Below are 12,581 nucleotides of genomic sequence, written 5' to 3' on the forward strand. Positions count from 1 at the left end.
AGTCTGACACAACCGAGCAGAAGCACACCGTATGCCCTTCCCGACCAACTTGAAAGCCGAACGACGACGTCGACGTCGCAGGCTCACGGCTGCTGGGTGGGGCCTGTGAACGAATCGTTCCCCAACACCTGTTTTAGAAGAAGGTCTTTTCAAGAGAAATTCTTAGTATTAATAGGTCCTGTGGAATCTGTGCACCGAGGTATGTACTCCCTGGTCGCCAAGCGTGGTGTCGTGGGGATGAATTCGGGACCGATCACCGGTGGTGAGCCAACAGCCTGTGGATGAATCACATCGGTTCACAGGCTCCCACAATCCATCCCCAGATCCAGCCGGTTATCCACACGGTTATCCACAGGTGTGAATCATTCGAATGGAGTCCTGAAAGCACGTTTTTTTTGGCATCCAGAGGCCAAAAAATTCTTGCGAAGAGTGGCGGACGTCGCTCGAGGGGCACGGTTGAGTGATGTGGAATGCACTCAACCGTGCCAGCGCGGGTAGCCGCGGGGAAAGTGGATGTGAAACCCGCTCAGCGATGAGACGGGGCTGTTCGTCAGCGCTTGGAACGCTGCTTCACTCGAGCGGTCAGCTCTTGGACCTGGTCGTACACCTTGCGTCGCTCGGTCATCTCTTTACGGATCTTTTTATCCGCGTACATGACCGTTGTGTGGTCTCTGCCGAATGTTTGCCCGATCTTGGGCAGTGACAAGTCGGTGAGTTCACGGCAGAGATACATGGCAATCTGCCTGGCCATCGCCAGCGCACGCGCTTTACCGGGTCCACAGAGATCGTCGATCGAGGTGTCGAAGTATTCCGCCGTGACGGCCATGATCGTCGCGGCATTGATCTCGAGGCTCGACGAGTCGGGCATCAAGTCTCGAAGGACCACCTCTGCCAGAGTGAGATCCAGCGCCTGACCGTTCAGCGACGCAAATGCCGTAACACGGATCAACGCGCCTTCCAGTTCACGAATATTGCGCTCGATCCGACTGGCGATCAGCTCGAGGACATCGTGCGGAACATCGAGGCGATCCATCCGAGCCTTCTTGCTGAGGATGGCGATACGAGTCTCGAGCTCCGGGGGTTGAACGTCGGTGATCAGGCCCCACTCGAATCGAGTGCGTAGACGCTCCTCGAGGGTTGCCAGCTGTTTAGGGGGGCGATCGGAGGAAACGACGATCTGCTTGTTCGCGTTGTGCAAAGTGTTGAAGGTGTGGAAAAACTCTTCCTGGATGCCTTCTTTACCTTCGATGAACTGAATGTCGTCGACCAGGAGTACGTCCGTCTCCCGGTATCGGCGTTTGAACGCAACCTTGCGGTCGTCACGAAGACTGTTGATGAAGTCGTTGGTGAACTCTTCGGTCGAGACGTACTTCACGCGCATGCCTGGGAAGAGGCGCTGCGCATAGTGGCCGGCAGCGTGGAGCAAGTGCGTCTTCCCTAGCCCGGACGCGCCCCATATGAACAAAGGGTTGTAAGCGCGAGCAGGTGCTTCAGCAATGGCGACTGCCGCCGCGTGGGCAAATCGATTCGATGCGCCGATCACGAAGGTGTCGAAGGTGTACTTCGAGTTGAGGCTTTGTGCCCCGGACGTCGACGACGTGGTTGCCGGCGGCTTGGTGAAGTAGGTAGGCCACGAGTTCTGCACACTTGCCAGTGCTTCCCGCTCGTCGTCCACTTCCTCGTAGTCGGCAGTTTCCGAGTCGGAGGGATCGTCATCGGTGCTGGTGAGGAAACGTCTCCGGTAGGTCGGGGTGCTCGTTGCCTCCTTATACCGCGTCTGTTCGGGCTCGTGTTTCTCTTCTTCGGGTGCTGAAATTCGCACCCCGAGGCCTTCGACGCCCTGGCCGAGGTGACGGCCGAGCGCGTTGAGTATAGGTTCACGCAGGTCTCGCTCTATCGCTTCCTGCGCGAAAGACGAAGGAACCGCCAGCAGTGCGAAGCCTTGAGTCAGGGTAAGGGGCTCTACGAGAGCGAGCCATGCCTTTTGCCCTTTGGTCAGAGGTTGACCACTGTGGCGGTCGGACGTCAATTCCGTGACTACCTCTGGCCAGATACGCGCCAGCGCATCCGGATCCTCGTTCACGGTGCCTCCCCATTCGGACGTGCCATTGAAGCGAACGTGCATGTCGTCGACAGCACGTGCCGCGGACAGAGCCTTCGAAAGATGCTGTTGTTTCACGCTCGCACCGCATCGAAATCCGATATCGTCGTCGTCGATCGCGAGTTCATCGGGGAACCACAGCCGGAAGTGCAACGTATCGGGTACGGACCTGCCGTGTACGAATATGCCATTGGTTCGTGTTTCCACACAATTATCCACAGGTGTGGATGAACGACATCGGTGTCACCCCGATCGGCGAGATTTTCCTGAATTTGTCACTCACAGAGTCTTGACCAGGACTTTTGGTAAATGCGAAATCCTCGAGCTACGGGTTTCCTACGAAGACCCGACAGAGAACGGCTCTGAGAGTGGTTATCAACACCCCGTGCTCCCCAGGCCTGGGGATGAATTACACAGATGTGATGCAGAGTCGTAGGATCGGACGGGTTTGACCACCGCTAAGTCGATCAGTACTGTCGAACAGTCACCCAAGGCGAGGTGGCCGATGCTTGCTGGCTGCTTACAGTCTGTGTTCACTCGGATTTCTCGCTGTTGGGGTGTAAACGAGTTCGACCGAACTCGCTACCAACCGTTTCGGACGCTTCAGAGTAAGTGTCTTTGATTTTCGAGGAGTGTTCACCGTGGCCAAGGGCAAGCGGACGTTCCAGCCGAACAACCGACGCCGCGCGCGTGTTCACGGCTTCCGTCTTCGTATGCGTACGCGTGCAGGTCGTGCAATCGTGTCGGCACGTCGCGGCAAGGGCCGCAAGGAACTAACCGCCTAATCCATGTTCGTCTGAGTTTACGGAGCTCGGGGTGTTACCTGAGCCGCACAGACTGCACCGAAGCGCTGATTTCACACGCGCGGTGCGTCGAGGCCGCCGAATGGGTAGACAAGACTTGGTCGTCCACGCCTACACGCGTGACGATGCAAGTTCTGTTTTCAGTGTCGGCGAACCTAGATTCGGATTGATCGTGAGCAAAGCTGTCGGGCCGGCGGTAACTCGTCATCGAGTTGCGCGCCGGCTTCGGCATATCTGTTCGGAGATACTCCTGGAAGTACCCGAGAGTTGCGACGTCGTTATTCGAGCACTGCCTGGTTCTGCGACCTTGTCGTCGAAAGATCTGCAACGACAGGTTCGTTCCGGGCTCAAGAAGCTGGGATATCTCGGAGCGGTTAGAGATACGCGCTCATGAAATTTCTACGCCTCGTCAGGTCGTTCCCCGCGCGGATTCTGATCTTCTGTATCGAGCTCTACCGCACCTATGTGTCTCCGCTCAGACTCCCCACCTGCCGTTTCTCCCCCACGTGCAGTGAGTACGCAGTCGAAGCGTTGAAGACGCACGGTGCCATCAAAGGAACCTTGTTAGCTATCGCGCGGCTACTGAAGTGCGCTCCCTGGCACTCTGGAGGCTGGGACCCGGTGCCCGATCACGGGTCATGGCGGGTACGCAAGCAGACTTCGACCGAAGAAAGCCACGATCTCGCGAGAGTGGACGAACAGAGGAGTACATAGAGCCGTGCTGGATTTCATCTATTATCCGGTCTCCTGGATTCTCTGGGTATGGCACAAGGTGTTCGGTGCCGTTCTCGGAGCGGACAACGGCTTCGCATGGGCCTTGTCCGTAGTGTTTCTCGTGTTCACATTGCGATTGATTCTGTACAAGCCGTTCGTCAAACAGGTTCGTACCACGCGTCAGATGCAGGAACTGCAGCCACAGATCAAGGCTTTGCAAAAGAAGTACGGCAAAGACAAGCAGCGTTTGGCAGTGGAGATGCAGAAGCTCCAAAAGGAACATGGATTCAACCCCATCATGGGTTGTTTGCCGGTCCTTGCGCAGGCACCGGTATTCATCGGTCTGTTCCACGTTCTGCGCTCGTTCAACCGTACGGGCACCGGGATCGGTCAGCTGGGCCTTGATCCAGCCGACAACCGAACGATTCCGAACTATGCGTTCGATGTCGCCGACGTGAACTCGTTCCTGGACGCCCGCCTCTTCGGTGCACCCATTTCGGCCTGGATCACGATGCCGAAGGCACAGCTGGACGCCTTCGCGAACCCCGAACTCGGCCTCGGAATCCCGTCTATCTGGACTATCGCCGCTGTTGCCGTGCCGCTGATGATCATTGCCAGCATCGCAACACACTTCAACTCCCGCGCCTCGGTTGCTCGACAGAGCGCAGCGGCTGCAGCCAATCCGCAGTCCGCGATCATGAACAAGCTTGCCTTGTACGTCTTCCCACTGGGTGTTCTCGTCGGTGGACCGTTCCTCCCGATCGCCATCCTTCTGTACTGGGTCTCGAACAACGGCTGGACCTACGCCCAGCAGCACATCGTGTTCGCGAAAATCGACAAAGAAGAAGCAGAGAAGAAGCAGCAGGCCATCGAGAAGCGGACCGAGAATGCGCCCAAGCCCGGTGTGAAGCCGCCGGCCAAGCCGAAGCCCGGTGCACGCCCCAAGCTCTCGAAGCTCCCGCCCGCCACTCTTGATGCTTCCGATGCGGTCACCACATCAGATGACGTATCTTCTGCTAGTTCGACTGCCCCCGACGGCTCACAGCCACAGAAGCCCACCCAGCCGAAATCTCAGGCGAACCGTAGTAAAGCCAAGCGCAAGCGACGCTGAGACGCATCGAAGACAAGGACACAAAGCACATGTCTGCAGATACCGACGAAGTGACCAACCCCGACGAAGCAGTGAACGCTGGGGACGGACCGAGTGAAATCGTGGCAGTCGATGCCGAAACGGATCCGAGCGAGGCCGAAGCAGCCAAGGTGAATACCGTCGGCTCCGTGTCTGGTGAAGACTCGGATTCGGACTCGGACGATGAGGATTCCGAAGACTATCTGGTCGAAGAGGGCGAGATTGCCGGCGATTACCTCGAGCAGCTTCTCGATGTTCTCGATTTCGATGGAGATATCGACCTCGATGTGGAAGGTGATCGCGCGATCGTCAGCATCGACGGTGGAGATGACCTGACGAAGCTCGTGGGACGTAAGGGCGAGATTCTCGATGCCCTGCAAGAATTGACTCGACTCGCCGTGCAGCAATCGACGGGCGAGCGAAGCAAGCTGATGCTCGACGTAGCAGGCTGGCGCGCGAACCGCCGGAACGTATTGAGCGCTTTGGGTATCGAGGCCTCGAAGCGAGTTCTCGAAAGTGGCGAGCGTGAAGAGCTGGACCCCATGACTCCATTCGAGCGCAAGATCGTGCACGACGCGGTTGCCAAGGTCGACGGTGTCGAAAGTGAAAGTACCGGTGTCGAACCGTCACGACGAGTAGTCGTCGTCAAGTCCTGAACTGATGAACTTGAAAGGCCCCCGGCTTCGGCCGGGGGCCTTTCTTGTTCTGTGAATGGGGCTGAGTCAGGTGAACTACAGCGCTGTTATTAGTTCGGAGGGCTCGGTTTCACGTGAAACAGGGTGTGCACTCGAAACGTCACTGTGACGGACGCGTTCGAGGGAGGCTCCGTTTGATGTTTCACGTGAAACCGTGATTGATGGCTACCGTCTATGGGGGCGAGCTTGGCATTGGAACGGTCATTCCGGTCCCGGATTCACCGGCGGAACCGCTTACCTTCTCTCGGTCCTCGAGGCGCGCTACGTAGTTGCGACACGCGTTTTCAGTCGGCGTGGAGAACGCCGGATAGTCGAACTGGGACGTTTCCACTTTGCGTCCGGGATTGACACGTATCTGTGAGGGACAGATGGGGCTGCTGCGCCCGTCGAAGCGCAGTCAATCGACAAGTCTCGCTCCGTCACTGCCTAGACGATCTCCGCTCTTCTGTTGGGTTCCGCATGAATAACTGGGGCCGCGATCTCGACAGAACATGGGCATCAGGATTCGGGCTCCCTCCCAATCGGGGATCTACCGACTGGGCGACGAAGTAGTTGACGCCCTCACGCACACGAGATGCCGCGTACAACGCTGATTCTGCTGTATCCGTAAGGCTGCTAATTGCGCACAAGTAGTCGATGCAAAAGTGAGTGCTCGAGCGCGAATTGAAGTCGGGAGTCATGGAGTCAACTTGCTGCCGGGTGTAACAAGAAGTGGTCGCCTGCGGGGCGGGACATGTTCACTCTCTGTGTCGCCTGCGCGGCGGAAGGGTCGGTTTGGATTTCGAACCACTCCACCCGACTACAACGTCATAGAGGCCCTGCCATATTTGTCAGCACATCGGTCGCAACCAACTCCACACATGGTCGCTGAGGCTTGCGGAAGCAATCCACTCACCCTGCAAACGAACCCAACGATCGTCCACCTTAGTCCGTCCAGCCGGTTTGTCGGCCCAGCCCGCTCCTCGCACAAACAGCGCCACGACGACCGACGGCACACCGCAGCGAAAAGGTCAGTTCGAATGGTCGGGCTGCGACTCACAGAAGCGCCATCACCGGTATTCACCCGACGGAGCCAAATAGGTGTCAGTGCTCTCGCTGGGGGCTCGAGGCACGTGGTGGGTTAGAGCGTTTCGTGTCGACCCGGCTTTCGGTTGGACTGTCCGTTAGCGCTCGAGCGAGTCGTGTTCAGGGGTTGGCGAGTCCATCGGAGCAATGCTCAGAACTAGCGCATCGTTGCGGTAACAGCCCTCGCGACGAGCATGATGGACCGGCATCAGTGAGCTGAATGTTTGTGGCATTCGCGACGCCGATAGTAGTGGGGCTGATCCACTACGGTCGAACCGATGCACTCACGTGCGTGTGGGTTTTGCTCGTTGTGTCGTAGGCGCTCTGCGATCGAGTGTCGTCGTGTCTGTTCGCCTGTCCCCTCGCAGCACTCGGTCTATTCGGTTGCGGATGCACGTTCTTCGATGAGGCGTCCGTCCGTTACTTGGCGTAGACAATCGCGTCCAGACCGGGCCGACTGTCCCCGATTCAGATTGTGGGTTCGCGAGGCGGACCGGTCGATAGCTTCGACCACGATCTGTCCGTTTGGGATCCGCAAGCTCGAGTAGTCGCGCATACTTCGTCTGCGCATGTTTCACGTGAAACCTCTCTGCCGTCTTTGCGTAAGTTCTAGCTCCGGCTTCACGCCAGCCACTGCGCTGTGATTGGACGTTCGAATGATTGGTGCATCGACAAGTCCTGTTGTCGATGAGTTGTCCAGCCGTCAGCTCTAGCCGTCCAGCTCTGGCCGTGGCTCCTCCCCCAGGCGAACTCGCCAAGAAGTTGGCCGGAGGTGTTTCACGTGAAACACCACTCAGGCGGGTGTTCCGCACACCGTGATTCACAGACCAGCTCGGAAAGTCCGGGTTCGATCTACATAGTTCGACCGTGGGGTGAGTCGGAATTCCGAAACAACCAGGACGGCACCGTCGGGCAGGATTCGTTTCAGCCCTTCGAGAGGTTGTCGATCGGTTAGATCGTTGGGTGGACCGCACCGGCACGTGATCGCTCGACTTTCGCCTCGATCCGATTGTTGAACCGACCAGCCTTGGCGTGAGCAGAGAAACGTCGAATCGGATCAGTGGACCCACTTTCGAGGCGAACGGCGATGTTGCCTGCCAGTGCAATTGCTTCGTGCCGAGAGTGAACGGGGAGCCCGTGTCGCAGATGGAATTTGTGACGGCGTCCGTTCGGTACGCGTAGGTGCGAGGTCGAGCGCGCTGTACGGGGGTACCTCACCTGTCGAAGGAGAGCACTGCGAGATCGTCATCCGTTGAGCGTGGATTGGATGTTCGGGCGCGTTCGGCTACCGACGGAGCGCGCCACAATGTCGTCATTCGTCGGGCGTGTCATGACTGGCGGGAGGACTTCATATTGGTGGCATTTCCGGTCGGCCCTCGAGCGACGAGGCGTGGAGTTGGTTCGACCAATGTGCTGACTTACGCGGCACCTGTGACGTTGTCGTTGGGCGAATTCAGTGCGGCTTTGGGTCCGTCGGGAAGAGCTGAGTGTTTCGAGAAAGTGTGCGTATCGATCAGATGGTGAGTTAGCGCTCGAGGGGGTCGGCGGTGAATGGATCGTCGTCTGGGCGTTCGTGGGCGCGGGGTTCAACGCGGAATCATCGGTCCTGTCTGTGTTACTCGAACCTTGAAAGGCAGCTTGAAAGGCAGCTTGAAAGGCAACTTGGGTTGGGGCCGCTCGAGGGTGAAAGTTCGGCTCGAGGGGGTGCACCCGGATATATGGTGTCGCGGCCGTAGCGCGGCTTGGGTTGGGAGCCGCCGCTTTAAAGGGGCGGCTCGGCTCGAGGGGCCGGCTCGGCTCGAGGGGCCGGCTCGGCTCGAAGGTGTTGTGGCCGCGGCGACCGCGAGGATCGACCGTCGCAACTCCGGAGTTGCGACCGGTTTCGATCACCGGACGATCGACGGGCCTTGCCTAGGTAGCCGCCGACAGGTTGCGCGAATATTGGTCCAGGGCTACTCCGCGAGTGTTGACGAGCTTCCTCCTTCGCCAGAAGGACTTCTCGACCCGTCTCGTGAGTAGTTCGCAAATTGCCTTGTGGATGTCGTCGTCCGATAGTCCAGAGAAGCTGTGTCGAGAGGAATGTCCATATCCGGGCGCAAGAGCCGGCCGACACGTGGTTGCATACCGCGTCGTCCGTGGAATGCAGCAGCACGGGTTCGGTGTCGAGGAGTGACTGTTCGGTTCACGGCGATCGCACGAAGTCGCTACGCCGAATCGGTACCAGGTTGGGTCGGATCAGCTGCTTCGGCGTGGGTACCCCTGCGGGATAGATGGTGGATAAAGGTCTCGCGTGAATCCATCTCTACGCAAATACTCCCCCAGTTGGGATTCGAACCCCCTGCACGTTCTTTGCCAGGAGGTTCGAATCCCAACACGGAGAGTAAATTCGCCGAGCGGCTCCCAACGTGAGTGGCTCCCAACCTGAGCTGAGCCGCCCCCTTGAGGCGTGCCGCCCCCTCGAGCCGTGCCGCGCCCTCGAGCCGTGCCGCTCCGCGTGTAACCCGAGCTGGCGCCGCACCTAACCCCGCGCCGACCCCAGGACCCGCTCCAAAGCTGTGCAGACCCCAGTCCTTATTGGTTCCTCCGCGTCAGTGTGGACAGGGGTCATGTGGATCGCCTGAGTTTGCGGACTCTCTCGAGGGCGCCGCGGAGGAAGTCACCGGGTACGCAGGCGCGCCCTTCCTCGAGAGGCCTGTTTGATTGTGACAGATATTTGTGGGCCTTTGGTGTGGAGTTTCGTCTGCGCCCCGATAACTTGGGTCGAACTTCGAACTGAGTGTGCTGCCCTATCCGGTCTTTCGATCGGAAGTCTGACGTGACTTCAGATGTGTGGGACGAGACTGAACTGAGATGAACGAACTCCACATCAGTTTCACGTGAAACCTTCACGATGTCGAAGGGAAGAACCTGATGTTATTTCCGTCCGGCACGGTGACGACCTCGATTGGCCTAGGACGGTCGGATGAGCCCCACCACAAGGATCGACAGGGTCGAACAAGGTTGGGCGTGGAGCGGGATGGTCGCCCATTCCTCGCTTTACTCGACCGCCTCCTCGGTGCACGTCGCCCAGTGGGTCCGTGCTCAGTTTGCTGAGTACCAGTGCGAGGAGCGACCGTTGCGTACCTGTCGTCGGCCCTTCGATGCCGGGTGCACTAGCAAGCTGGGGGCATCAGATGTTTCACGTGAAACTGCAACCGTTGGGCTACTGCGTAGAAAGAACAGGAGCCGTCACACGACACGGCTACGGAATGTGCAGATGGTTTGGCGAACAGTGCTCGGAAGCGAGACAATGTTTCACGTGGAACCAGAAGCGTTGGATGACGATCAGTTGATGGCAACCGCAGAACGCGTGTTTGGTCCGCGCCTGAATTTGGCTCAGCAATACTACGAATCCCTTGCAACTGCGGGAGTCGAGCGTGGACTGATAGGTCCACGCGAGGTTCCTCGGTTGTGGGAGCGCCACTTGCTCAATTGCGCGGTTGTCGGTGAGTTGATCGACGAGGGAGAGCGCGTCGTGGATGTCGGGAGCGGAGCTGGATTGCCGGGAATACCTCTGGCAATTGCTCGCCCGGATCTACACATCACTCTCATCGAGCCACTCCTTCGTCGAACTGTGTACTTGGCCGAGTTCATCGAGAAGCACGAGCTGAACGTTCTGGTGGTGCGAGGGCGTGCAGAGCAGCCCGGGGTCAAGAAGGAAGCCGGAGGAGCTGACGTCGTCACCTCGAGAGCTGTTGCCCCTCTGGAAAAGCTCGCGAAGTGGTCGCTGCCGCTCATTCACGAGCGTGGTCGGATGCTTGCGTTGAAGGGAACGAGCGCCGAAGACGAGATAGAACGCGATCGGGCTTCCCTTACTCGCATGGGTGCTGGCAAGCTAGAGGTTGTGAAGTGTGGCGTCGACATATTGCCGACACCGACAATCGTAATTCGAGCCGAAAGAGCACCTCGGCGTTCCCTCCGCACATGATGTGCGCTCACTTCATTCCTGCTCGTTCGTAAGCAACAAACCAGTTCCGCAATAAGGAGCACCTATGTCGGGTGGATTTGATCCCGCTGTTTCACGTGAAACAAGTACCGCGAATAACGATGCACAATCCGCTTCCAAGCCGAAGGGTGGATCTGGGTTCGACGCATTCAGCGGCATCTCCGCCAATGACACCCCGATCGGTGCTGCCGCGCAGCGGGCAAGCCAGGTTCTACATCCGAAAAGCGTGACCTTGCCGAAGCTTGCGCATCGCCGAATGTTGACGATCGCAAATCAGAAGGGTGGGGTCGGAAAAACCACGACTGCCGTGAATCTCGCGGCTGCTTTGGCGCTCCAGGGCCTCACCGTCCTGGTGGTCGATCTGGATCCTCAAGGCAACGCCAGCACCGCTTTGGGCGTCGAGCATCACTCGGGTGTGCCCTCGAGCTACGAGGTGCTCATAGGCGAAGTGACCGCCCGAGAGGCGATCCAGCAGAGCCCACACAGTGAGCGTCTGTTCTGCATTCCGGCCACGATCGACCTTGCCGGCGCGGAGATCGAACTGGTGTCCATGGTCGCCCGCGAAGGACGCCTGAAGACTGCGCTGAGGGATCTCGCGGACATCGACGCAGACTTCGTGTTGATCGATTGCCCTCCGTCGCTCGGACTGCTCACGGTCAATGCCATGGTTGCCGCCACCGAGGTTCTGATCCCGATTCAGTGCGAGTATTACGCCCTCGAGGGCGTCGGCCAGCTCCTGCGAAACATCGAACTGGTGCAGGCCCATCTGAATCCCCAACTGCATGTTTCGACGGTCATCCTCACGATGTACGACGGCAGAACAAAGCTCGCAGACCAGGTTGCGGAGGAAGTGCGAAAGCACTTCGGCGACGCAGTGCTGCGTGCGGTGATTCCGCGCAGCGTCAAGGTCTCGGAGGCACCCGGCTACGGAATGACGGTCTTGGATTACGACCCAGGTTCCCGTGGCGCGATGAGCTATTTGGATGCTGGTCGTGAACTCGCAGCACGTTCGTCCTTTGCGACGACCGATGGAACTCAGGAGCAATAGGGTTATGGTTCAAGCACGCAAGGGTGGACTGGGACGCGGACTAGCTGCCCTCATCCCCACAGGACCCGAGGCAGGTCCTCGACTCGGGAGTGCCGCCGCGGATGTAGTGATCGGTACTGCAGCGGACGGAAAGATCAGTCGGAACGCGGCGGAAAAGGCAGCGCGGGAGGCATCCGCACCGACTCCGACGCCACCCGTTCGGAGTAGTGAAGAGGACCTCTCCCCCACCGGCGCGGTGTACAGGGAGATCGATCCGAAGCTGATTCAACCCAACGCCAAGCAGCCGCGGTCGGTGTTCGACGAGGAAGCTTTGACCGAACTCGTCCACTCGATCCGCGAGTTCGGGTTGATGCAGCCGATCGTCGTGCGACCGGTTGCCGATGGTCGATACGAACTGGTGATGGGCGAACGCCGCTGGCGTGCGAGCCAGGAAGCGGGCCTCGAGTCGATTCCTGCCATCGTTCGTGAAACCAACGATGACGCGATGTTGCGTGATGCGTTGCTCGAGAACATCCACCGGGTTCAGCTGAATCCCCTCGAGGAGGCCGCCGCTTATCAGCAGTTGCTCGAGGAATTCGACGTAACACATGAAGAATTTGCGACGAAAATCGGTCGCTCGCGCCCCGTTGTGACCAACATGATTCGACTGTTGAAGCTGCCGATTCCCGTTCAGCGACGAGTTGCAGCCGGTGTCTTGTCCGCCGGACACGCGCGCGCTCTCCTGTCGTTGGATGCGGGTTCGGATGCGCAGGAGTCTTTGGCTGCGCGAATCATCGCGGAGGGCCTGTCGGTTCGTGCAACAGAAGAAGCAGTTACGTTGGCGAATCGTAACGACAACATCAGTCCGAATCCCGCTCCTCGTCGTAAGCCGATTCAAATGCCGGGCCTTCAGGACGTCGCTAATAGGCTCTCGGATTCCTTCGATACCCGCGTGACAGTGAGCTTGGGTAAGCGAAAAGGCAAGATTGTCGTCGAATTCGGCTCGGTCGACGACCTCGAAAGGATTGTCGAGATGATGGAAAGTCAGAAGAAAAAGTAGCG

9 protein-coding genes are annotated in these 12,581 nt (G+C 58.6%); 8 read left to right on the plus strand and 1 reads right to left on the minus strand.

Annotation, left to right across the window (positions count from 1 at the left end; all coding sequences use genetic code 11):
* Window positions 1-550: 550 nt before the first annotated feature.
* Window positions 551-2,083: a chromosomal replication initiator protein DnaA gene (gene dnaA / locus ABIB36_RS05640; protein ID WP_354560614.1), complete on the minus strand. Its 1,533-nt coding sequence runs from the start codon at window positions 2,081-2,083 to the stop codon at window positions 551-553.
* Window positions 2,084-2,742: 659 nt separating this feature from the next.
* On the opposite strand from dnaA, the gene rpmH reads away from it, so the two are divergent.
* The 8 genes from rpmH (at window position 2,743) to ABIB36_RS05680 (ending at window position 12,579) form a co-directional block, all read left to right on the plus strand.
* A complete protein-coding gene (rpmH, locus tag ABIB36_RS05645; RefSeq protein WP_026347786.1) occupies window positions 2,743-2,886 on the plus strand; it encodes a 50S ribosomal protein L34 in 144 nt (47 codons plus the stop codon).
* A 31-nt stretch (window positions 2,887-2,917) separates the two neighbouring features.
* Window positions 2,918-3,298, plus strand: coding sequence for a ribonuclease P protein component (gene rnpA, locus ABIB36_RS05650; RefSeq protein WP_354560350.1), 381 nt, complete (start codon window positions 2,918-2,920; stop codon window positions 3,296-3,298).
* On the plus strand, window positions 3,295-3,618 hold the full coding sequence (gene yidD / locus ABIB36_RS05655) for a membrane protein insertion efficiency factor YidD (RefSeq protein ID WP_354560348.1): 324 nt from the start codon (window positions 3,295-3,297) through the stop codon (window positions 3,616-3,618). The genes rnpA and yidD overlap by 4 nt, the downstream gene beginning before the upstream one ends.
* A 4-nt stretch (window positions 3,619-3,622) precedes the next feature.
* The gene (gene yidC / locus ABIB36_RS05660) at window positions 3,623-4,729 is read left to right on the plus strand and encodes a membrane protein insertase YidC (RefSeq protein WP_354560347.1); all 1,107 of its coding nucleotides are present in this window, start codon (window positions 3,623-3,625) and stop codon (window positions 4,727-4,729) included.
* 29 nt (window positions 4,730-4,758) lie between these two features.
* A complete protein-coding gene (locus ABIB36_RS05665) occupies window positions 4,759-5,403 on the plus strand; it encodes a Jag family protein (RefSeq protein WP_084348259.1) in 645 nt (214 codons plus the stop codon).
* 4,393 nt (window positions 5,404-9,796) lie between these two features.
* Window positions 9,797-10,474, plus strand: a complete 678-nt coding sequence (gene rsmG, locus ABIB36_RS05670) for a 16S rRNA (guanine(527)-N(7))-methyltransferase RsmG (RefSeq protein WP_354560612.1) — start codon at window positions 9,797-9,799, stop codon at window positions 10,472-10,474.
* A gap of 64 nt (window positions 10,475-10,538) precedes the next feature.
* Window positions 10,539-11,540, plus strand: coding sequence for a ParA family protein (locus tag ABIB36_RS05675; RefSeq protein WP_354560346.1), 1,002 nt, complete (start codon window positions 10,539-10,541; stop codon window positions 11,538-11,540).
* A 4-nt stretch (window positions 11,541-11,544) separates the two neighbouring features.
* The gene (locus ABIB36_RS05680; RefSeq protein ID WP_354560345.1) at window positions 11,545-12,579 is read left to right on the plus strand and encodes a ParB/RepB/Spo0J family partition protein; all 1,035 of its coding nucleotides are present in this window, start codon (window positions 11,545-11,547) and stop codon (window positions 12,577-12,579) included.
* The last annotated feature ends 2 nt before the right edge of the window (window positions 12,580-12,581 follow it).

The organism is Rhodococcus sp. UYP9 (genome assembly GCF_040547235.1).
Taxonomy (GTDB): Bacteria; Actinomycetota; Actinomycetes; order Mycobacteriales; family Mycobacteriaceae; genus Rhodococcoides.